Origin of the sequence: Mycobacterium paraffinicum (assembly GCF_001907675.1) — a bacterium.
GTDB lineage: Bacteria > Actinomycetota > Actinomycetes > Mycobacteriales > Mycobacteriaceae > Mycobacterium > Mycobacterium paraffinicum_A.
In genome coordinates, this window is sequence record NZ_MPNT01000031.1 from 11,718 (window position 1) to 32,283 (window position 20,566).

Here is a 20,566-nt window from a genome sequence, read left to right on the forward strand (position 1 = left end):
GTCGAGTTTGAAATCCGTGGCCCATCTCCCCGGTGGTGCTGGTGTGACTGCTGTTAACGATGAGCGCGATTAGGCGCGCTACCAGCGCAAATCCCACGAAATTGGCTGGTGAATTGCCTGCGGGTCGCCCGGGTTCGTCGCGTCAACCGGTTAGACTTTCGGTCGATGTTCACCTCCCGAACACCCCCGCCATGACCGAGCAGCCGGACACCGGCGTCGAGCTCGGCCTGACCGGGCGGCCGCCGCGGGCGATCCCGGAACCGCAGCCGCGCACCTCGCACGGCCCGGCGAAGGTCGTTGCGATGTGCAACCAGAAGGGCGGGGTCGGGAAGACCACGTCGACCATCAACCTGGGCGCCGCGCTCGCCGAATACGGCCGGCGGGTCCTGCTGGTGGACATGGACCCGCAGGGTGCGCTGTCCGCGGGCCTGGGCGTCCCGCACTACGAGCTGGAGAAGACGATTCACAACGTGCTCGTCGAGCCGCGGGTGTCGATCGACGACGTGCTGCTGCAGACCCGGGTCAAGTACATGGACCTGGTGCCGAGCAACATCGACCTGTCGGCCGCCGAGATCCAGCTGGTCAACGAGGTCGGGCGCGAGCAGACCCTGGGGCGGGCGTTGCACCCGGTGCTGGACCGCTACGACTACGTCCTGATCGACTGCCAGCCGTCGCTGGGGTTGCTCACGGTGAACGGGCTGGCGTGTTCGGACGGCGTGGTGATTCCGACCGAGTGCGAGTTCTTCTCGCTGCGCGGGCTGGCGTTGCTGACCGACACCGTCGACAAGGTGCGCGACCGGCTCAACCCGAAGCTGGAAATCAGCGGGATCCTGCTGACCCGGTACGACCCGCGCACCGTCAACTCGCGCGAGGTGATGGCGCGGGTGGTGGAGCGGTTCGGCGACCTGGTCTTCGACACGGTCATCACCCGCACCGTCCGCTTCCCGGAGACCAGCGTGGCCGGTGAGCCGATCACCACCTGGGCCCCGCGGTCCACCGGCGCCATCGCTTACCGCGCCCTGGCCCGCGAGTTCATCGACCGATTCGGCGCGTGACGGCCAGCGCGAACGGTGAGGCGCCACCCAAGAACGGCTTTCAAGTCCGCCTGACCAATTTCGAGGGGCCGTTCGATCTGCTGCTGCAGCTGATCTTCGCCCATCGCCTCGACGTCACCGAGGTGGCGCTGCACCAGGTGACCGACGACTTCATCGCCTACACCCGCGAGATCGGCTCCCAGCTGGACCTGGAGGAGACCACCGCGTTCCTGGTGGTCGCCGCGACCCTGCTCGACCTCAAGGCCGCGCGGCTGCTGCCGGCCGGGCAGGTCGACGACGAGGAGGACCTGGCGCTGCTGGAGGTGCGCGACCTGCTGTTCGCGCGACTGCTGCAGTACCGCGCGTTCAAACACGTCGCCGAGATGTTCGCCGAGCTGGAGGCCACCGCGCTGCGCAGCTACCCGCGCGCCGTGTCGCTGGAGGACCGGTTCACCGAGCTGCTGCCCGAGGTCATGCTCGGCGTCGACGCGCAACGCTTCGCCCAGATCGCGGCGATCGCGTTCAGCCCGCGGCCCGTGCCGACGGTGTCGATCGGGCACCTGCACGAGGTCCAGGTGTCGGTGCCCGAGCAGGCCAAGAAGCTGCTGGCTTTCCTTCAGTCGCGCGGCACCGGCCAGTGGGCGACGTTCTCCGAGCTGGTCGCCGACTGCGAGGCGCCGATGGAGGTCGTCGGCCGCTTCCTGGCGCTGCTCGAGCTGTATCGGAGCCGGGCGGTAGCATTCGACCAGTCGGAGCCGCTGGGCGTGCTCCAGATTTCATGGACCGGGGAACGTCCGGCCAGCGAAGCCTTGGTAGAAGTGCGGGACGAATGATGAGCGAAAACGGGGCGGACGTCGATCTCGACGCGGATCTTGACGCGGGCATCCCGGACATCGCCGAGGCCGCTCCCATGGAGCCCGAGGAACTCGGGTCCGTGCTGGAGGCGCTGCTGCTGGTGGTTGACACCCCGGTGACCGCCGAGGCGCTCGGCGCGGCCACGCAGCAACCCGTCTACCGGGTCGCCGCCCGGTTGCAGCAGATGGCCGACGAGCTCACCGAACGTGACAGCGGCATCGACCTGCGCCAGACCAGCGAGGGCTGGCGGATGTACACCCGCGCCCGGTTCGCGCCGTACGTGGAGAAGCTGCTGCTGGACGGCGCGCGATCCAAGCTGACCCGGGCCGCGCTGGAGACCCTGGCCGTGGTGGCTTACCGCCAGCCCGTGACGCGGGCGCGGGTCAGCGCGGTCCGCGGCGTCAACGTGGACGCCGTCATGCGGACGCTGTTGGCGCGCGGCCTGATCACCGAGGCCGGGGTCGACGACGACACCGGCGCGGTCACGTTCGCCACCACCGACCTGTTCCTGGAGCGGTTGGGCCTGACGTCGCTCGCCGACCTGCCCGACATCGCCCCGCTGCTGCCCGACGTCGACACGATCGAGGACCTGAGCGCATCCCTGGACAGCGAGCCGCGTTTCATCAAACTCGCCGGCGGTCAGGCGCCCGACCAGGCGCTGACGTTCGACGTGGACCAGGATTGATGGTGGAGGTCGAAGGGATCCGGCTGCAAAAGGTGTTGTCGCAGGCCGGAATTGCGTCGCGGCGGGCCGCCGAGAAGTTGATCATCGACGGCCGCGTCGAGGTCGACGGTCAGGTGGTGACCGAGTTGGGCACCCGGGTGGATCCGGGCGCCTCGGTGATCCGCGTCGACGGCGCCCGCGTGGTTCTCGACGAGTCGTTGGTGTACCTGGCGCTGAACAAGCCGCGGGGCATGCACTCGACCATGTCGGACGACCGTGGCCGGCCGTGCATCGGCGACCTGGTGGAACACCGGGTGCGCGGCAACAAGAACCTCTTTCACGTCGGGCGGCTGGACGCCGACACCGAGGGGCTGATCCTGCTGACCAACGACGGCGAGCTGGCGCACCGGTTGATGCATCCCTCCCACGAGGTGCCCAAGACGTACCTGGCGACGGTGACGGGGACGGTGCCGCGCGGCGTGGGAAAGACACTGAAGGCGGGAATCGAGCTGGACGACGGCCCCGCGCGCGTCGACGATTTCGCGGTGGTGGACGCCATCCCGGGCAAGACGCTGGTGCGGGTGGTGTTGCATGAGGGGCGCAACCGCATCGTGCGCCGCCTGCTCGGCGCCGCCGGCTTCCCGGTGGAGGCGCTGGTGCGCACCGACATCGGGCCCGTGTCGCTCGGCAAGCAGCGGCCCGGCAGCATCCGGGCCTTGAGCCACGGCGAGGTCGGGCAGCTGTACAAGGCGGTCGGGCTGTGAGCGAAGCGAGCGGAACGAACGCAGTGAGTGACGGGAGTGGAGCGAACCATGGGGCTGTGAGGGACGTCGTGGTGGCCATCGACGGGCCCGCCGGAACCGGAAAGTCCTCGGTGTCAAGGCAATTGGCGCGGGCCATGCGGGCGCGCTACCTGGACACCGGCGGGATGTACCGGATGGTGACCCTCGCGGTGCTGCGCGCCGGCATCGACCCCGCCGACGCCGAGGCGGTGGCGCGGATCGCGGAGACCGTGCAGATGTCGGTGGACTACCAGCCCGACGGTGATCGGTTTTTCCTTGCGGGAGAGGACGTCTCGGTCGAGATCCGCGGTGACCGGGTCACCGGCGCGGTGTCGGCGGTGTCGTCGGTTCCCGCCGTGCGAACCCGGCTGGTGGCACTGCAGCGCGAAATGGCCGGCGGGCCGGGCAGCGTCGTGGTCGAGGGCCGCGACATCGGGACCGTGGTCCTGCCGGACGCGCCGGTGAAGATCTTCCTGACCGCGTCGGCCGCAACCCGTGCGCGGCGGCGCAACGACCAGAACGTCGCATCGGGGTTGGCCGACGACTACGAGGCGGTGCTCGCCGACGTGCGCCGCCGCGACCATCTGGATTCCACCCGCGCGGTGTCGCCGTTGCGCGCGGCCCCGGACGCCGTGGTCGTCGACACCGGCGAGATGACCGAGGCGCAGGTGATCGACCACCTGTTGGAGCTGGTCAACCAGCGAAGCGGGGCGGTGCGATGACGCAGGACGGCACCTGGACCGACGAAAGCGATTGGGACTCGGTCGAATCCGAGCTCGAGGAGCACGGCGAGGCCGGGCCCGCACCCGTCGTGGCGGTGGTCGGTCGGCCCAACGTCGGCAAGTCGACGTTGGTGAACCGGATCCTGGGCCGGCGCGAGGCGGTGGTGCAGGACATTCCGGGCGTGACCCGCGACCGGGTGTCCTACGACGCGCTGTGGACCGGCCGCCGGTTCGTCGTGCAGGACACCGGGGGCTGGGAGCCCGACGCCCGAGGCCTGCAGCAGTTGGTGGCCGAACAGGCGTCGGTGGCGATGCGCACCGCCGACGCGGTGATCCTGGTGGTCGACGCCACCGTCGGCGCGACCGCGGCCGACGAGGCGGCCGCCCGGATCCTGCTGCGCTCGGGCAAGCCGGTTTTCCTGGCCGCCAACAAGGTTGACAACGAGAAGGGTGAAGCGGACGCGGCGGCGCTGTGGTCGCTGGGGCTCGGCGAGCCGCACCCGATCAGCGCGATGCACGGTCGCGGCGTCGCCGACCTGCTCGACGAGGTGCTGGCCGCGTTGCCGGAGGTGTCCGAGGCGGCGCCCAAGGCGGGCGGTCCGCGCCGGGTGGCGCTGGTCGGCAAACCGAATGTGGGCAAGAGTTCGCTGCTGAACAAGCTGGCCGGCGATCAGCGTTCGGTGGTGCACGAGGTCGCCGGGACCACGGTCGACCCGGTGGACTCGCTGATCGAATTGGGCGGCAAGGTATGGCGTTTCGTCGACACCGCGGGCCTACGGCGCAAGGTCGGCCAGGCCAGCGGGCACGAGTTCTATGCGTCGGTGCGCACCCACTCGGCGATCGACTCGGCCGAGGTGGTGGTCGTGCTCATCGACGCCTCGGGGCCGCTGACCGAACAGGACCAGCGCGTGCTGTCGATGGTGATCGAGGCCGGCCGGGCGCTGGTGCTGGCCTTCAACAAGTGGGATCTGGTGGACGAGGACCGGCGCGAGCTGCTGGAGCGCGAGATCGACCGCGAGCTGGTGCAGCTGCGGTGGGCGCAACGGGTCAACATCTCCGCCCGGACGGGGCGCGCGGTGCAGAAGCTGGTGCCGGCGATGGAGACGGCGCTGGCGTCGTGGGACATGCGCATCCCGACGGGCCCGCTGAATTCGTGGCTCAAGGAGGTGGTGGCGGCGACGCCGCCGCCGGTGCGCGGGGGCAAGCAGCCGCGCATCCTGTTCGCCACCCAGGCCACCGCCCGCCCGCCGACGTTCGTGTTGTTCACCACCGGTTTTCTGGAGGCCGGGTACCGGCGCTTCCTGGAGCGGCGGCTGCGCGAGACGTTCGGGTTCGAGGGTTCGCCGATCCGGATCAACGTGCGGGTGCGCGAAAAGCGCGGCACCAAGCGGCGCTGAGCTTCGGGGTCTCTCCCGGACCAATCGGCGATTCTCGAAAGCGATAGCGCCCGCGATATCGTTCTCCGCAAAATCCCGCGATACAGAATCTGAAAGCTACATCACAGGATAAGTCCGTTGACTTCGGCGCCGAATTCTCCTTACGGTACTCGTATGACGGGCTATTCTGCCCGTATCGCGGGATCTGGAGGAGTCGTGAACATCGCACAGGAAGCGCCCACCGCCGCGCGCTTCAGCGTCGAGGGCAAGTCGATTTTGATCACCGGCGCCACCGGCGCTTTGGGCAGCGTCGCGGCCCGGGCACTCTCCGAAGCCGGTGCCCGCCTGACGCTGGCCGGCGGGAACGCGGCGGGATTGGACGCACTCGGTATCGACGACGCCGCGATGGTCGCCCGCCGCCCCGACACCCCGGCCGACGCCCGGGCCATGGTGGAGGCGGCGGTCGCCCGGCACGGCCGCCTCGACGGGGTGCTCGTCGCCTCGGGCATGAACCACGTCGCGCCCATCACCGACATGGCCGTCGACGACTTCGACAAGGTGATGGACGCCAACGCGCGGGGCGCCTGGCTGGTCTGCCAAGCGGCCGGCCGCGTCCTGCTCGAGCAGGGGACCGGCGGCAGCGTCGTGCTCGTCTCGTCGGTTCGCGGCTCCCTCGGCCACCCCGCCGGCTACAGCGCCTACTGCCCGTCGAAGGGCGCCACCGACCTGTTGGCCAAAAGCCTGGCCGCCGAGTGGGGTCCGGCCGGCATTCGGGTAAACGCGCTAGCCCCAACGGTTTTCCGCTCAGAGCTGACGGAGTGGATGTACGCCGACGACGAGAAGGGTCGCGCCACGCGCGAAGCGATGTTCGCCCGAATTCCGTTGCGCCGCTTCGCCGAGCCTGAGGATTTCGTCGGCGCGCTGATCTATCTGCTGAGTGACGCGTCGAGTTTCTACACCGGCCAGGTGATGTACCTGGACGGCGGATACACGGCGTGCTGAAAGGAAACCGCATGAGCATCGACTGGCCGCTTGGTGAAGCCGAATCCAAGCTGGAGTTCTACGACCTGTCGCATCCGTGGGGTCACGGCGTGCCGGCCTGGCCGTACTTCGAGGACGTCAAGATCGAGCGTTTGCACAACATGGCCAAAAGCCGGGTGCTGACCCAAAAGATCACCACCGTAATGCATTCCGGCACCCACATCGACGCCCCCGCGCACGTCGTGGAGGGCACCCCTTTCCTGCACGAGATCCCGCTGAGCGCCTTCTTCGGCACCGGCGTCGTGGTGTCGATCCCCAAGGGGAAGTGGGGAGTGGTGACCGCCGAAGACCTGGAGAACGCCAGGCCCGAGATCCGGCCCGGCGACATCGTCGTCGTCAACACCGGCTGGCACCACAAGTACGCCGACAGCGCTGAGTACTACGCCTACTCCCCGGGGTTCTACAAGGAGGCCGGGGAGTGGTTCGCCGCCAAGGGCGTCAAGGCCGTCGGCACCGACACCCAGGCGCTGGACCACCCGATGGCGACCTCGATCGGGCCGCACGGACCGGCCGAGCACACCGGCGGGCTATTGCCCTGGGCGGTAAGGGAATACGAGGAGGAGACCGGCCGCCGGGCGCTCGACGACTTCCCGGAATGGGAGCCGTGCCACCGCGCGATCCTGTCGAAGGGCATCTACGGCTTCGAGAACGTCGGCGGCGACCTGGACCAGGTGACCGGCAAGCGCGTCACCTTCGCCGCGTTCCCGTGGCGCTGGGTGGGCGGCGACGGCTGCATCGTGCGGCTGGTGGCCATCGTCGACCCCGCCGGGAGCTACCGCATCGAGACGGGCCGGGTGGCGTGAGTTCCGACGGCGCCGGGATTCAGGTCATCGCCCGCGCGGCGGACATGCTGCGGCTCCTGCAGGCGCACCCGGGCGGCCTCAGCCAGGCCGAGATCGGCGACCGGCTGGGCATGGCGCGCTCCACGGTCAGCCGGATCCTCAACGCGCTGGACGACGAGGGCCTGGTCGCCTCGCGCGGGGGCCGCGGCGGGTATCGGCTGGGGCCCGAGATCGCGCGGATGGCCGGCACCGTGCGCCTGGGCGTCGTGATGGACGTGCACCCGTTCCTGGAGGAGCTGTCGCGCGAGCTGGGGGAGACGGTCGACCTGTCGATCCTGGACGGCGATCGTGCGACCTTCGTGGACCAGGTGGTCTCCCCGCACCGGTTGCGGGCGATCAGCGCGGTGGGCGAGTCGTTTCCGTTGCATTGCTCCGCAAACGGCAAGGCCATGCTGGCCGGCCTGCCGCCCGAGCACCTGCCGAGCCGGCTGGCCCGGCTCACCCCGAACACCATCACCAGCCCCGCGGCGCTGCGCAAGGAGCTCGAGCGGGTGCGGGCCGAGGGCGTCGCGTATGACCGCGAGGAGCAGACCGAGGGTATCTGCGCGGTGGGCGCGGTGCTCAAGGGCGTGACGGGCCACACGGTGGCGGTCAGCGTGCCGGTGCCGGCGCAGCGGTTCTATGGGCGTGAGTCGTCTCTTGCCGCTGCGCTGCTCGCGTGGGTGGAGAAGGTCAACGCCTGGTTCGCGGCGCAGGGGTGAAGTCGGGCCGCCTACGAGCTCCGGGTGTCGATTTTCTTGTCGACAGCGTTCACGAACTGTGGCACGGCAGAGCCAGATACGTTTCGTCCGCAGAGATCGAGGTCGATGACGACGTTGTTCCGTGCGCTGAGGGCGCGCTGGCAGTTCCAGCCCTGAGCCTCTTGAACCATGTCCATCGCGAGAATGCCCCAGGCCCGCGACACCGATCCCGTCTTCCAAAACACATTGCGGGGATCATCGTTGTTGACGTTTCGGGTGTTCAGCTCGCGATTTGCGCACCTCTGCCAGTCCGCCGCGGCATTGCCGACGAAGTTGCTCGCGGATTGCGCGTCCGGAAAGGACACGACCGCTTGAATCAATCGCCATCCCTTGGCATCACCGTCGCCGAGCTCCTGGGTTCGAACCGCAGTCCAACCGGTCGTCCCGTACGCCTTCTGCTCGGCCGCTTTCAACACACCCACGCAGTCCTCGTCGACGATGGGTGTGTCGGCCAGCTTGTCTTGGACCGATTCGCCGGACAACGTTTCGGCGCCCACGGCATGGGCGGCTTCCTCCGCACTCAGTAGAACGTCCGGGAGTGCGGAGGCGGCCACGGTGCCGCCGCCCGAGTGGGCCGGCTGGTACACGATCACCGCGATCACTAGCCCGACCGTCAGCGCCGCGGCGGCGCCGGTCAGCCACCACCACCGGGCGAGCGACCCACCGGGACGGACCGGGGGCGCCGCCTGGTTCGGCCAGAAGGCGGGGCCGGGCGGGGGTTGGTGTCCGGGCGCGCTCTGGTAACCGAACGGGGGCGCATAACCCGGGCCTGTGGGTTGCCTGCCTTCCGTGCCGCTGCCCCAGTCGCCTGGAGCGCTCATGGCTTACCTCCTGGGCTGTTCACGAGGTGGGAATCCGGGAGGCGACTTTGTTGACGAGTTCGGGGGCTTGATTGCTGCCGCCGTAGTCGCACACCCTCATGTCGATCACGACATTGCTGCGCGGCATCAAGGCGCGCTGGCAACCCCACCCGGTCCCGCCGGTCTTGTCCCAGGAGACCAGCAGCGTGTTGTCGACGACTCGAGGGTCGCCGACGGCGATGGTGCCGCCCTCGTGGCGGTTCACCAAGACCTCGGTTCGAGCGCAGTGATCCCACTTCTTCGTGAGGTCCTCGAAGACGGCGCCGGCGTCTTTCGCGGTCGGGAAGGCCACCAGCGACTGCAGGGTCAACTTCACGTACACGTCACCCGGCCCGTGCAGTTCTGACGACTGCGCGTCGATGAAGCGTGTGTCGCGATAGACCTGCGCCATGCCCGGGGCCCAGATGCCCGCACAGTCGGGCGGGTCGGCGATATCCATGAACAGGCCGTTGTTGCTCTGGTAGAGCGCCATTCCCTGCACGTGCAGGACGTCGCCGACCTCGGCGGGACTCAACAGAAGATTCTTCAGATCTTCCGGGTGGACCAACCCCGGTGTCGTAGGCACCGACAGCCCGGGCGGCTCGCGGTGTGACGACGCCGATGCATCCGAGGTCATCACACGGCTCATGAGAATGATGGCCAACACGGTCGAGGCGACCGCGAGAATGGCCGTCGTCACCATCAACCATCGTTTGGCGGGTGGGGCTGGCCGCGGGCTTGGAGGCCACGTGGGCGGCGCGCCGCCGGGCCGCGGCTGGTAGCCGCTCCATGCAGACTGTCCGGGCGCATAGGGAGCGCCGGGCGGCCCGAAGTGGTAGCCGCCAGGCGGCGGAGCCGGCGCATTGCCCTGATTCGGCGGCGGTTCGCTACCTGCCACGCGCCGCACCGTTCGCCATCATTGCGGTCGTCCCCCCGGAGTTTGTGATCGAGCACAGCAGCCCCTCTGCGTTCGTGAACAGGAGTCTAGATCGCGACGGGGACTGGCGTTTACGGTTTCTCGGCCCGCCCGACCGCCGGGTCGGGCGGAGGCCGCTTCGCCGAGTTGCGGGTTGTCTGCGGTAGGCTGTCGACCTGCTGCCGCCGATACGGGCGGCATCCGGGCTGTGGCGCAGTTTGGTAGCGCACTTGACTGGGGGTCAAGTGGTCGCAGGTTCAAATCCTGTCAGCCCGACAAGAAGATACAGCCCCTGAGCTGCAGTGATGGCTTGGGCGTCCGCTCAGACGATCCGGAGCTTGGGACCATTTTGGGACCACAAGTGCTTCGACAGCAGCTCGTCAGCGCCTGCAACGGGCTGGCGATCTGGGTGCAGATACGGCTGCGTCGTGCTCAGGTCAGCGTGCCCGGAGATCTTCCGAAGGACATGAACGGGCACGCCGGCGTCAGCCATCCACGTCAGCCCCGTGTGCCGCAAGCTGTCGCTTCAGCTCGCCTTGGCCGAGCTTGGTGACCCTCTCGTGCGCGCTCATCGCTTAGGCATTTCTTGGTATCAGCAGCCCTTCGTATGCAGTCTCCTGCGTGGCGGCCTCTCGAAAGTCTTGCCAGAAGCGACCACTGAGGAATGCAGGTAAGACGTCGGCATCGGCGCGACGCGGGGCATCGAACCCGCACAGATGTCAGTTATTGACATTTGGCACTATCTGCACTTTTATGGACAGGGTGAGCATCGCCCATTCTCGTTCAGCCGTGAAAAGGCGTGAGAGACTTCTAGATGACCCGACATTCTGGTGCCGGCCGCGCCACCGGAGATTGGCCGGCATCACTGGTGGCTGCTGCGCTACGACACGATTCACGCACAACGCAAGCACGTCATGACGGGCAGTGAGAAGGCGAGTCCCTCCTCTGCAATGACTGAGTCCGTCGACGTAGCGCCCGAACTGGGTCGATTCATGACCGCGATGCGCCGCCTACAAGACGCCGTCGTCTCGACCAGTCCGAGCAACGAATTGTGGAGCGACGCGGCTGGTGAGATCGATGATCTTTGCGAACGCCTCGAACTTCATCGAGTGCCAGCGGGTTTCACGCTTGAAGGACGTGGAGCACATCTGCCCGGACTGGGCCATCCGCTTATGCCACCGTGGTTTATGACCGAATACGGTCCTGACGGAGTAACCATGGAGGGGCACTTCAGTCGGTTCCACGTGGGCAGCAACGACGTCGTCAACGGTGGTGTGATTCCGCTTCTGTACGACTGGCACTTCGGGATGATTGTCTCGGCGGCAGATCGTCGCAACAGCCGAACAGCCTACTTGCACATCGAGTATCGTAAGATCACGCCCATCAATCAGCCGCTGACTTCCCGCGGACAGATAGACAAGCTCGACGGGCGAAAAGCTTTCGTCACAGCACAAATGACCGATGCCCAAGGCAATGTTCTATCTGAGGCTAGTGCCTTGATGATCCAATTAACGCCGGAACAACCATGAGCGCTCAACGATTTAGCCTTATGGAAGCGAAGCGCGCCGAACCTCGTATGGGCGGAATCGTTCTGCGCCGTGGTGCGCGATGACTTGGACACCCTCCTCGGTGAAGGTCCGCCGCGCACCCGTCAAGCAGCTCTCGAGGCCGTCCCGTTGGGCTGCGAGCCTGCGATCGTGGCGTAGGGGAGGAGCCCCGGCGTCACCGGCTGTGATGAGAGAGGCGCTTTGATCAAAGTAATGGAGGGCGTTCGCGTCCTGGAGGTTGCTCAGTTCACGTTCGTTCCGGCAGCGGGAGCAATACTGGCTGACTGGGGTGCTGACGTCATCAAGGTGGAGCACCCGTTACGAGGCGACACCCAACGCGGCTTCGTCTTTATGGGAGGCATTGAACTCGACGCAGATCGGCACCCACTGATCGAACACCCGAACCGCGGAAAACGCAGCGTCGGCATCGACTTATCGACACCCGGGGGTCAGCACGTACTCTACGAACTGGCCAAGTCTTCGGATGTGTTCCTCACCAACTACATGCCCCAAGCCCGCCAGAAGAACAAGTTCGACCTTGAGCACATTCGCGCCGCAAACCCAGACATCATCTATGCCCGGGGCAGCGCGTACGGCGATAAGGGGCCCGAGCGGATGGTTGGCGGGTTCGACGGCACCGCATTCTGGACGCGCAGTGGGGTAGGCCACGCCTTGACTCCAGAGGCCTTGGGTGGCGCCTTGGGGCAGGGCATTCCCGCGTTCGGCGATTCGATCGGCGGGATGAACATAGCAGGTGGCATCTCGGCGGCGCTGTTCCATCGCGAAAAGACCGGACAGGCAGTGGAACTCGATGTTTCGCTGCTCAGCACGGCGTGGTGGTCTGCGGGCGCCAGCGTTACCCAGGGCATGGAAACCGGCGAGATCATGCGCTCGACGATGCCCGACGAAGTGGCACCGACTGTCAACCCGTTTCTTGGGAATTACCTGACCTCCGACGGCGGGACGATCAATCTCTGCATCGTCAGTCCGACCGGATACATCCATGATGCATTCGAGCACCTGGATCTACCCGAGCTGGCGAGCGACCCGCGCTTCTCGGACGTTCTACCTCTGATTGAAAATGCTGCGGAGGCGGCGCAATTGATCGCCGAGTCGATCGCCAAAAAGCCCTTCGCATACTGGCGTGAACGGCTGAAGACAATGAAGGGGCAGTGGGCGCCCTTCCAAAGTCTGCTGGACCTCGCCTCCGACGAACAGGCGATCGCCAACGACATGATCGTTGAGGTCGAGGCCGCAGATGGCGGAGCGCCATTCAAAGTCGTCCGTGGCCCGGTCCAGTTCAATCACGAACCACTCGAAACTACCCGGGCGCCGCAGGCATCCGAACACACGGAGATCGTTTTGATGGAGCTCGGCATGGACTGGGATCAGATCGAGGTGCTGAAGAACTCCGGCGCGATCGCTTGAAGTGACGAAAAGCAGGGTCCGACAGGGATACTGAGCGAGGCTCCGGCCTCGATGCAGGCTAGCGCTCGAATCTGTCGATCCGCCGCCGCGCCCGACGTCTTATCGATCGGACCCATAGATCGCCGGCGGCGACCTTTGCCCGTGAGAATGGCGGCGCGGCGATGCTCGTGATGCTGAAGGGCAACTCGGATCCGACAACCGGGCGCTGGTGGCTGAAGGTATCAAAACCAGCTCTTCCGTGGTAGGCGCCCATGCCGCTGTGGCCCACGCCGCCGAACGGCACCTGCGGAAGGCTCATGTGCAGTGCGAAATCGTTTCGTGATACCGAGCCACTTCTAGTGGACGTCACGAAGTGCCGGAATTCCTCGTCGTCGGGGCCGTACCAGTATGCAATCAGAGGGGAGGGGCGCCGGTTGATGTAGTCGATGGCCTCGTCGTTGTGCTCGTAACCCATCACGACCAACACCGGTCCAAAGATTTCCTCACAGGTGATGCGCATCGAGCTGTCGACGTTGGTCACCAGGGTCGGGGCAATGACGCGCCGCTCGCTGTCGGGCAGTTGTTCGTGCGGGGGCGCCACGGAGATCACGTCTGCGCCCTTGCTCTGCGCATCCTCCACGAGAGCTATGACCCGCTCGTAGTTCGCGTCATTGATCGACGAGCACATGTCCTCGTTGCCGAGGATCGACGGCAGGATGTCGCGAATGGCCGAAACGGTGGCACGGCAGAAGTTTTCGACGGCGTGGGAGGGGACTAGTACGTAGTCCGGGCAAAGACATGTCTGTCCGCCGTTGACCAGGCGGGAGCGCGCCACGCGGCTGGCCGAACGAGCGATATCAGCCTTCGGGCCGACTACGACGGGGTTCTTGCCGCCGAGTTCCAGCGTCACCGGAACGAGATTCGCTGATGCGGCACGATGAATGTGGCGACCCACCGCGGGCGAGCCGGTGAAAAATAGGTGGTCGAATGGCAGGCTGGCGAACTGTTGCGCTACCTCGACATCTCCGACGACGACGTCCAACTCGACAGCATCGAAATACTTGGGCGCGGTTTGGGCGAATGCGTCGGTAGTTCTTGGGGTCAACTCTGACATCTTGATCATGACGCGGTTGCCTGCGGCGAATGCGTCGGCAGCGGGCAGGACGACGAGGTTGAGCGGGAAATTCCACGGGCCGATGATTCCGACGACGCCTTTGGGAGTGGGTTGCACTTCGGCACTCAGTCCCAGGAATCTCGCAGCGGTGGCCGGTCGACGTGGACGCATCCAACGCGCGACGTTCTTGCGGGAGTATTCAATGGTCGAAGCGACGCCCACCATTTCGGTGAGGATCGAGGCGGTCCGGGAACGGGTGCCGAAGTCCGCGGCCAGCGCCGCCGCGAATGTCTCTGCGTGCTCGAACAAGAGCGCAAGCAGACGATCGAGGCGGTGACGCCGTACGTCCGCCGATGGTGCCCCCGCGGCTTGAAACGCCGCTTGCTGGGCGGCGAGCCGCTCGTCGAGAGAACTAGGGAGCGAAATTTGAGCCGCCTCTGTCACGGTGTGCGGTCCCCTCTGGTATAGAGATTGCGTAAATCGGCTTTGCGCAACTTGCCAGCTGGGGTGCGAGGCAGTTCTTCGAGGAACTCAATCGAACGCGGGCACTTGAAATTTGCCAAACGTAGCCGCGCGAACTCGATGAGGTCCTCGGCCAGCTCGGGCGTTGGGTAGACAGTGGGCTTCAACTCGACGGCGGCTTTGACCTCTTCGCCGAATTCGGGATGTGGAATGCCGAATACGGCCACGTCCTGTACCGAAGGATGGAGTATCAGTACGTCTTCCGCCTCGCGCGGGTAAATGTTGACACCGCCGGAGATGATCGTGAATTCTTTGCGATCGGTGAGATAGAGGAAGCCGTCGCGATCGAGATACCCGATATCGCCCATGGTCGACGCCTCGCCATTGCGGCGTGACCGTCTGGTTTTTTCGGGATCACCCTTATACACGAAGCCGGGATCGCCGGTGAAATAGACGGTACCCGTTTGGCCTGGCTCGACAGCGCGGTCGGTCTCTTCGTCGATGATCTGGATCGGACCGGTCAGCGAGCGCCCCACCGAACCGGGGTGGGCAAGCCAGTCGGCCGAATCGATCATGGTGAAGCCGCCGGCGTCGGTTCCGCCGTAATACTCGACCAGTATGGGACCCCACCAATCGATCATCTGCCGCTTGATCTCCGGTGGGCATGGCGCGCCGGCGTGCAGCGCCAGACGGTGCGTACTGAGATCGGCGGACTGCTTCTCGGTCGGCTCCAGAGCGAGCATCCGGACGAACATCGTGGGAACCCACTGGCTATGGGTGACTCGGTGCGATTCGATCGCGTTCAGCGCATCACGGGCGTCGAACTTCTCCATCAAAACGACGGTGGCTCCGACGCGGTGGGCAGCGATGGTGAAGTTCAATGGCGCAGCGTGGTACTGCGGTGCCGGGGACAAGTACACCGCCTGTTCGTCGATGCCGAAGAGGGCGGCCAGCCCCGACGACGCTGGGTCGCCGTCCCTGGGCGCGGAAGTGGGAAGCGGTCGGATCACTCCCTTGGGGCGTCCCGTGGTGCCCGAGGTGTACAACAACGTCGCACCGCTGAGCTCTTCGGCAGCGTCCACCGCATGTTCGAGGGCAGCTTCGTAGGGTTGGAATCCTGCGGTGATGTCATCGGCCATGAGCCGGGTCTTCAGCGACGGAAGTGTGTCCCAGTCGATTTGAGTGATGAATTCTTGTTGTCTGACTGAGGTGCAAAGCGCCTTGGCCTCACAGTCATTGAGGATGTAGGCGATCTCATCAGGCTTCAGATGCCAATTCACCGGCGTGACATATATCCCGGAACGCAAAGCTGCCCAGAGCATTTCGAAATATCGCAGATCGTTGTGCAGCAGGATGGCCATGTGGTCACCGCGAGTCAGTCCACGTGACCGAAAGAAGCTGGCCAAACGACGAGACCGCCGGTCCAGCTCGCCATAGGTGAGTGTGTCACGGGTAGAAGCCATTACGGCGGCCGGATGATCAGGTTTGATAGCCGCCCAATGCCCTGGATACATTCAACCCATCCGGTGATTGCGTCGAGGGCGATGCGGCCGACGCCGACCGCGGAACCCCGTTGTCCTGTGAGACCGGCTCGACCTTATGGCGTGTGGTGAAATTTGTCAATAACTGACAGACCGCCCGGCGCCATGGCAAGCCAGGCCGATCGGCGTGCTGTGAAGAGCGGATATGCCACAGACTCGGGCTGCTCAGCGCCGGCTGGAAGGGCCCTTTCGGGTCCGCGTGACCTTGGTGGCGCCACTGCGGCGAACCGCCCGTCTGGGAACCGCAACCTTGCCCTTGCCGAATGCGGCGCAGACACGATCGACAATGTCCTGCAACGCGACGAGGTCGAATGACTCCTCGGAGACGAACCACCGGCGAAACGCAGCGCTCGTACTTGACACCAGCACTGAGGCGAAGACCGATGCCTCGAGTGACGGATCCTCACCCCAGTCCTCGGCAATGGCTGCCGTGAGGCTTTCTTGGTAGCCCTCTCCGATACGCAGGAATTCGGCCAGCAATGGCGGAGTGTCGAAGATGGCGCGCATCCGTGTGCGCATCTCCGGCGTGTCCATCAGGGGCAGTGTTTCGTTGCGGAAGTTTCGCCAGCAAGAAACAGCATCGGTGTCGCGGTCGACCAAGAGTGCGCGGAATGCTTGCAGCATGTCATGTTCGGCGGCGAGAGCGAGCGCTTCTTTGGTATTGAAGTACCGCAGAATCGTACGGACCGACATGACGGAGGCGTCGGCGATTTGCTCTAGTGTCACCGCGTCATAGCCGTGCTCGCGGAACATCATGTTCGCCACGTGGACCACTTGGCGCTTGGTGTCCTGCTTTTTGCGTTCCCGCAAGCTCACCCGAGGTTCGGCCACGCGATCATCGTAGCAGGCTGAAACTACCGAACTATGCTTTTCGCAACCCCCCATGCGCCAGATCCGCTCGACGCACGGCTGTCGGATGATTGTGTGTAATCCCGTTCTTTGTACCGATTCTCGCCGCGGACCTGCAGTGCGTCGGATAGATCTTACGCAAGCTTGAACTGCGCCCGGGCGCGTGCGCCCGCCGGGTTAGTTACGCTATCTTCGCTTCCGCGGCCGAATGTGTAGTCGTCGATTCAGTCTTTGTTGCCGGTGAGTTCCTTGGCCCTGGCGTTGAAATCGGACACGCTTGGCCCGTCGTGCTGGTGCTTTGACAGTGCTTGAATCGAAACGTCATGGCCCTCGGCGGCTTTGCGCAACGCGCCGACGGTGGCTTGCGCCTCGGTGATGTGGCTGAACGGGTCGAAGGAGTACCAGCGCATCGCGTTCTGGTACGACATCTTCTCGATCTCGTCGTCCGGAACGTTGTTCAGCGCCAACACATCCCACAGTTCCTCGGGGGCGCTCGGCCACATCGAGTCGCTGTGCGGATAGTCGGCTTCCCAGCAGATGTTGTCGATGCCGATCTCATTGCGCAATGCCACCCCGACCTTGTCGCTGATGAAGCAGGTCAAGAAGTGCTCGCGGAACACCTCGCTGGGCAGCTTGCCCTTGAAGTCCTGGTGCGTCCACGCCGAGTGCATCTCATAGGTGCGGTCGGCGCGCTCGAGGAAGTACGGGATCCATCCGGTTCCGCCCTCGGACAGCGCGATCTTCAGGTCGGGGTATTGCTTGATCGGCTTGGACCATAACAGGTCCGCCGCGGCCTGCACGATATTCATCGGCTGAAGGGTGATCATCACGTCCATCGGCGCGTCGGGTGCCGTGATCGCGAGCCGGCCCGAGGAGCCGATGTGGACGTTCATTACCGTGTTGGTGTCGCACAACGCATCCCACAGTGGCTTCCAGTAATCGTCATGGAAGCTGGGGTAACCCATCGCGGCCGGATTCTCGGTGAAGGTCAGCGCGTGCACGCCTTTCTTGGCCACCCGCCGCACTTCCTTGGCGCACTCCTCGGCGTCCCAGATCACCGGGATCGCCATCGGGATGAATCGTGCCGGGTACGCCCCGCACCACTCGTCGATGTGCCAGTCGTTATAGGCCTGCACCAACGCGATCGAGAAATCGCGGTCCTCGGTGGCGAACAGCCGCCCGGCGAAGCCGGGGAACGACGGGAAGCAGATCGACGCCAGGATCCCTCCCGCGTTCATGTCTTTGATCCGCTCGTCGACGTTGTAACAGCCGGGCCGGATCTCATCGAGCCCCTGCGGCTCCAGGCCGTATTCCTCTTTCGGACGACCGGCGACCGCGTTCAGCGCCACGTTCGGGATGATCGTGTCGCGGAACTGCCAGGTGTCCGAGCCGTCCTCGTTGTGCACCAGGTGCGGCGCATCGTCGATGTACTTCTTCGGCAGGTGGTTCCTGAACATGTCGGGTGGCTCGACGGTGTGGTCATCGACGCTGATCAGAATCATGTCGTCTTTGTTCACTGCCCGGTCCTCTCCATTGAAGCCGCCGCGCATCGAGCATTGCCTCGAAGCCGGAACGCTTCGGTCGTTGTGTCCACCGTAGCGCGTCAACAGCGATACTGACCATAGGTGACAAATTGCGCTCAATGTCATCCTGGGCGGTAGGCCAGCTGGAACTGGCGGCCGTTGACAACTGTCATTAATGGTCACTAGTTTGTGAGTGCGGTACGGCGTCGTCCGCAGAGTGCTTTAACGGAAACCGAGCGCATGGGCGACGTCCCAAACGAGGTCTAGAGATGTCGGCGATCGGAAGAAGCGTGGCGGCGTTGCGTAATACGAGCAGATCAGACGACAGATCGGTGCCCCTCCAGCGCAAGGACCGCGCCTTGATGCGCTGCACTTTCGAGAGGTGGAAGCCCCAAAGATGAACGCGCAGCGCAGAACAATCGTGGTTGGTGCCGGATCGGGAATTGGTGCGGCGACTGCCGCCCATTTCCATGCCGCGGGCGATCACGTACTCGCCGTCGACCGCGACAACCGTGACGTGACGGCCTCAGAATACGCCGAACTCGATTTGCGGGACTCCTCCTCGATCGCGGACCTCGCGGCGAGATTGGATCAGGGTTGGGACGTCCTTGCGCACGTCGCCGGGGTTCCAGGAACATTGCCTGCACAGGACGTCCTGACGATCAACTACCTGGGATTCCGGCTGATGGCTGAGGGATTACTGCCGCTGATGCGGCGCGGAGGGTCCATCGTCGCTGTAGCCTCAACGGCCGGAGCGGCTTGGGCGCAACGTACTTCGGAATTGTCGGGTCTTCTTCAGTGCACCACCTCGCTGGAGATCGCCGACTGGTATTCCGACCAAGACCACGGATATCCCGCATACAACACATCCAAGGAGGCGCTGATCCTCTTCGCGAAAAGCTTCGCGTCTCGGGCGTGGGCACAGCACGGCGTGCGGGTGAACACCGTGAGCCCCGGGCCCGTTGAGACACCGATCCTCCACGACTTCGAGGTCTCGATGGGTAAAGAGATTTTGGACATGGCGCGAAGTGCCGTCGGTCGCCATGCGACGGTTGACGACATCGCACCGGTCATCAGCTTTTTGGCTTCGCCGGCATCCAGTTGGGTTGTCGGCCAGGACATTCAGGTGGATGGCGGATTCGCCAACTCGATCATGACGCCCGCCGCGATCGCGTAGGAGGTCGAACAATTGCTGCGACCAGGGAAGTCAACCTGCGACACCGTGATGTCGGGTCCGCACGCAGTGGCGTTCCGCTGATGCGTATCGAATTCGACCGCGAATCGTGCATCGGCAGCGGAATCTGTGAGTCGATCGCCGAGGACATTTTTCGCGTCGCCGGTGATGGCCTGATGGAACTCGTCGCTGACGAACTTGATGAGGGCCGCCGACAGGTCGTCGAGAACGCGGTATCCCGTTGTCCGACGGCAGCTATCCGCATCGCAGAAGACTGAAACCTGACTCCGGGCCGTACAGGCGTCCCGGAACGTGCGCCCGGCACGGTGCCTGGCGGGAACGAAAGGATATACGTGGTAGACGAGGTGTTGGTGGAGCGCCGTGGACGCACTCTGATCATGACCATCAATCGACCAGAAGCGCGCAATGCTGCGAATCTCGCCGTGAGCCAGGGATTAGCCGACGCTGTCGACGAGCTCGACGCCGACCCTGCTCTGTCCGTAGGTATCCTCACGGGCAGCGGCGGTAACTTTTGCTCCGGCATGGACCTCAAGGCTTTTGCTACGGGGGAGTTTCCCGCCCTTGAAGGTCGCGGGCTCGGCTTCACTGAGCGTCTTCCACGGAAACCGATCATCTCCGCTGTCGAAGGGTACGCCCTGGCTGGCGGAACAGAGCTGGTGCTGGCCACCGACCTCATTGTGGCCGCTCGGTCGGCGAAATTCGGTCTGCCGGAAGTCAAGCGCGGCTTGGTCGCCGGCGGTGGCGGGTTACTACGCCTGCACCACAGAATTCCGTACCAGAAAGCGTTGGAACTCATCCTCACCGGTGACTCTTTCACTGGTGAGGAAGGACTGACTATGGGTTTCGTGAACGTGTTGGCCGACGATGGCAAGGCCCTCGAAGAAGCAATCACGCTTTCAGAGCGGATTTCCCGAAACGGCCCGCTCGCCCTGGCAACCAGTAAAGCAATCGTCGTCGAGTCGTCGGAGTGGTCTTCCGCCGAGATGTGGCAGAAACAGCGGGAGTTACTCGCCCCGGTGTTCGGCAGTAAAGACGCCCAGGAGGGCACCCGTGCATTTGCGGAGAAGCGCGAACCGCAGTGGACCGGCACGTGATCTTCCCGCCGGCGGCGATGCGA

The 20,566-nt window shown here is 65.0% G+C and carries 21 protein-coding genes and 1 tRNA gene; 15 read left to right on the forward strand and 7 right to left on the reverse strand.

The annotated features are described in order from the left end of the window. The first annotated feature begins 191 nt into the window (after positions 1-191). From BRW65_RS24495 to BRW65_RS24535, 9 genes are all read left to right on the forward strand, one after another. Positions 192-1,055: a ParA family protein gene (locus tag BRW65_RS24495; protein WP_073879034.1), complete on the forward strand. Its 864-nt coding sequence runs from the start codon at positions 192-194 to the stop codon at positions 1,053-1,055. Further along, entirely contained in the window at positions 1,052-1,867 is an 816-nt protein-coding gene (locus BRW65_RS24500; protein ID WP_073879036.1) for a segregation/condensation protein A, read from the forward strand. Before BRW65_RS24495 ends, BRW65_RS24500 begins: the two co-directional genes overlap by 4 nt. Next, the gene (scpB, locus tag BRW65_RS24505; protein ID WP_073879133.1) at positions 1,867-2,574 is read left to right on the forward strand and encodes an SMC-Scp complex subunit ScpB; all 708 of its coding nucleotides are present in this window, start codon (positions 1,867-1,869) and stop codon (positions 2,572-2,574) included. Before BRW65_RS24500 ends, scpB begins: the two co-directional genes overlap by 1 nt. Continuing rightward, entirely contained in the window at positions 2,574-3,317 is a 744-nt protein-coding gene (locus BRW65_RS24510) for a pseudouridine synthase (RefSeq protein ID WP_073879038.1), read from the forward strand. The genes scpB and BRW65_RS24510 overlap by 1 nt, the downstream gene beginning before the upstream one ends. Positions 3,318-3,373: 56 nt before the next feature. Beyond that, positions 3,374-4,057, forward strand: a complete 684-nt coding sequence (gene cmk, locus BRW65_RS24515; RefSeq protein ID WP_244168190.1) for a (d)CMP kinase — start codon at positions 3,374-3,376, stop codon at positions 4,055-4,057. Continuing rightward, positions 4,054-5,454 carry a ribosome biogenesis GTPase Der gene (gene der / locus BRW65_RS24520; RefSeq protein WP_073879040.1) on the forward strand — a complete coding sequence of 467 codons (1,401 nt, stop codon included), beginning with the start codon at positions 4,054-4,056 and terminating at the stop codon, positions 5,452-5,454. The genes cmk and der overlap by 4 nt, the downstream gene beginning before the upstream one ends. A 153-nt stretch (positions 5,455-5,607) precedes the next feature. Next, positions 5,608-6,435 carry an SDR family NAD(P)-dependent oxidoreductase gene (locus BRW65_RS24525; protein ID WP_084187958.1) on the forward strand — a complete coding sequence of 276 codons (828 nt, stop codon included), beginning with the start codon at positions 5,608-5,610 and terminating at the stop codon, positions 6,433-6,435. Positions 6,436-6,446: 11 nt separating this feature from the next. Further along, the gene (locus tag BRW65_RS24530; protein WP_073879138.1) at positions 6,447-7,277 is read left to right on the forward strand and encodes a cyclase family protein; all 831 of its coding nucleotides are present in this window, start codon (positions 6,447-6,449) and stop codon (positions 7,275-7,277) included. Then, positions 7,274-8,017 (forward strand): IclR family transcriptional regulator, encoded by a 744-nt coding sequence (locus BRW65_RS24535; RefSeq protein WP_073879044.1) that lies wholly within the window; start codon positions 7,274-7,276, stop codon positions 8,015-8,017. The genes BRW65_RS24530 and BRW65_RS24535 overlap by 4 nt, the downstream gene beginning before the upstream one ends. Positions 8,018-8,028: 11 nt before the next feature. Here BRW65_RS24535 and BRW65_RS24540 read toward each other — a convergent pair whose 3' ends face one another. Both BRW65_RS24540 and BRW65_RS24545 read right to left on the reverse strand, forming a co-directional pair. Then, the gene (locus BRW65_RS24540; protein WP_084187960.1) at positions 8,029-8,877 is read right to left on the reverse strand and encodes a sensor domain-containing protein; all 849 of its coding nucleotides are present in this window, start codon (positions 8,875-8,877) and stop codon (positions 8,029-8,031) included. Positions 8,878-8,896: 19 nt separating this feature from the next. Further along, the gene (locus BRW65_RS24545) at positions 8,897-9,598 is read right to left on the reverse strand and encodes a sensor domain-containing protein (protein WP_073879048.1); all 702 of its coding nucleotides are present in this window, start codon (positions 9,596-9,598) and stop codon (positions 8,897-8,899) included. Positions 9,599-10,013: 415 nt separating this feature from the next. Here BRW65_RS24545 and BRW65_RS24550 point away from each other — a divergent pair. Continuing rightward, positions 10,014-10,087, forward strand: a tRNA-Pro gene (locus BRW65_RS24550). A 46-nt stretch (positions 10,088-10,133) separates the two neighbouring features. Here the strand turns inward: BRW65_RS24550 and BRW65_RS32820 are convergent. Next, positions 10,134-10,304 carry a hypothetical protein gene (locus BRW65_RS32820; RefSeq protein WP_347876637.1) on the reverse strand — a complete coding sequence of 57 codons (171 nt, stop codon included), beginning with the start codon at positions 10,302-10,304 and terminating at the stop codon, positions 10,134-10,136. A 421-nt stretch (positions 10,305-10,725) separates the two neighbouring features. On the opposite strand from BRW65_RS32820, the gene BRW65_RS24560 reads away from it, so the two are divergent. Beyond that, positions 10,726-11,340: a PaaI family thioesterase gene (locus tag BRW65_RS24560; protein ID WP_073879140.1), complete on the forward strand. Its 615-nt coding sequence runs from the start codon at positions 10,726-10,728 to the stop codon at positions 11,338-11,340. 231 nt (positions 11,341-11,571) lie between these two features. Continuing rightward, positions 11,572-12,786, forward strand: a complete 1,215-nt coding sequence (locus BRW65_RS24565; RefSeq protein WP_073879050.1) for a CaiB/BaiF CoA transferase family protein — start codon at positions 11,572-11,574, stop codon at positions 12,784-12,786. Between the two features lie 58 nt (positions 12,787-12,844). On the opposite strand, the gene BRW65_RS24570 is transcribed toward BRW65_RS24565, so the two are convergent. The 4 genes from BRW65_RS24570 to BRW65_RS24585 form a co-directional block, all read right to left on the reverse strand. After that, on the reverse strand, positions 12,845-14,323 hold the full coding sequence (locus BRW65_RS24570) for an aldehyde dehydrogenase family protein (protein WP_084187962.1): 1,479 nt from the start codon (positions 14,321-14,323) through the stop codon (positions 12,845-12,847). Beyond that, positions 14,320-15,855 carry an AMP-binding protein gene (locus tag BRW65_RS24575; protein ID WP_073879052.1) on the reverse strand — a complete coding sequence of 512 codons (1,536 nt, stop codon included), beginning with the start codon at positions 15,853-15,855 and terminating at the stop codon, positions 14,320-14,322. The genes BRW65_RS24570 and BRW65_RS24575 overlap by 4 nt, the downstream gene beginning before the upstream one ends. A gap of 192 nt (positions 15,856-16,047) precedes the next feature. Beyond that, positions 16,048-16,713 carry a TetR/AcrR family transcriptional regulator gene (locus BRW65_RS24580; protein ID WP_073879054.1) on the reverse strand — a complete coding sequence of 222 codons (666 nt, stop codon included), beginning with the start codon at positions 16,711-16,713 and terminating at the stop codon, positions 16,048-16,050. 242 nt (positions 16,714-16,955) lie between these two features. Then, on the reverse strand, positions 16,956-18,248 hold the full coding sequence (locus tag BRW65_RS24585; protein ID WP_073879145.1) for an amidohydrolase family protein: 1,293 nt from the start codon (positions 18,246-18,248) through the stop codon (positions 16,956-16,958). 403 nt (positions 18,249-18,651) lie between these two features. Between BRW65_RS24585 and BRW65_RS24590 the strand changes: the two genes are divergently transcribed. The 3 genes from BRW65_RS24590 to BRW65_RS24600 all read left to right on the forward strand — a co-directional run bounded on the left by BRW65_RS24590 (position 18,652) and on the right by BRW65_RS24600 (position 20,543). Continuing rightward, complete coding sequence (locus BRW65_RS24590) at positions 18,652-19,431, forward strand: coniferyl-alcohol dehydrogenase (protein WP_073879057.1); 780 nt, start codon at positions 18,652-18,654, stop codon at positions 19,429-19,431. 80 nt (positions 19,432-19,511) lie between these two features. Further along, a complete protein-coding gene (locus BRW65_RS24595) occupies positions 19,512-19,706 on the forward strand; it encodes a ferredoxin (protein ID WP_073879059.1) in 195 nt (64 codons plus the stop codon). A 75-nt stretch (positions 19,707-19,781) separates the two neighbouring features. Next, entirely contained in the window at positions 19,782-20,543 is a 762-nt protein-coding gene (locus BRW65_RS24600) for a crotonase/enoyl-CoA hydratase family protein (protein WP_073879061.1), read from the forward strand. Positions 20,544-20,566 lie beyond the last annotated feature (23 nt).

What these genes read in the sequence shown, in the direction of transcription:
- BRW65_RS24510 (WP_073879038.1), top strand. Translation starts at nt 2,574, where the DNA reads ATGGTGGAGGTCGAAGGGATCCGGCTGCAAAAGGTGTTGTCGCAGGCC.
- scpB (WP_073879133.1), top strand. Translation starts at nt 1,867, where the DNA reads ATGAGCGAAAACGGGGCGGACGTCGATCTCGACGCGGATCTTGACGCG.
- BRW65_RS24595 (WP_073879059.1), top strand. Translation starts at nt 19,512, where the DNA reads ATGCGTATCGAATTCGACCGCGAATCGTGCATCGGCAGCGGAATCTGT.
- BRW65_RS32820 (WP_347876637.1), bottom strand. Translation starts at nt 10,304, where the DNA reads ATGGCTGACGCCGGCGTGCCCGTTCATGTCCTTCGGAAGATCTCCGGG.
- BRW65_RS24530 (WP_073879138.1), top strand. Translation starts at nt 6,447, where the DNA reads ATGAGCATCGACTGGCCGCTTGGTGAAGCCGAATCCAAGCTGGAGTTC.
- BRW65_RS24525 (WP_084187958.1), top strand. Translation starts at nt 5,608, where the DNA reads ATGACGGGCTATTCTGCCCGTATCGCGGGATCTGGAGGAGTCGTGAAC.
- BRW65_RS24590 (WP_073879057.1), top strand. Translation starts at nt 18,652, where the DNA reads ATGAACGCGCAGCGCAGAACAATCGTGGTTGGTGCCGGATCGGGAATT.
- BRW65_RS24565 (WP_073879050.1), top strand. Translation starts at nt 11,572, where the DNA reads ATGGAGGGCGTTCGCGTCCTGGAGGTTGCTCAGTTCACGTTCGTTCCG.
- der (WP_073879040.1), top strand. Translation starts at nt 4,054, where the DNA reads ATGACGCAGGACGGCACCTGGACCGACGAAAGCGATTGGGACTCGGTC.
- BRW65_RS24560 (WP_073879140.1), top strand. Translation starts at nt 10,726, where the DNA reads ATGACGGGCAGTGAGAAGGCGAGTCCCTCCTCTGCAATGACTGAGTCC.
- BRW65_RS24575 (WP_073879052.1), bottom strand. Translation starts at nt 15,855, where the DNA reads ATGTATCCAGGGCATTGGGCGGCTATCAAACCTGATCATCCGGCCGCC.
- BRW65_RS24545 (WP_073879048.1), bottom strand. Translation starts at nt 9,598, where the DNA reads ATGGTGACGACGGCCATTCTCGCGGTCGCCTCGACCGTGTTGGCCATC.
- BRW65_RS24495 (WP_073879034.1), top strand. Translation starts at nt 192, where the DNA reads ATGACCGAGCAGCCGGACACCGGCGTCGAGCTCGGCCTGACCGGGCGG.
- BRW65_RS24540 (WP_084187960.1), bottom strand. Translation starts at nt 8,877, where the DNA reads ATGAGCGCTCCAGGCGACTGGGGCAGCGGCACGGAAGGCAGGCAACCC.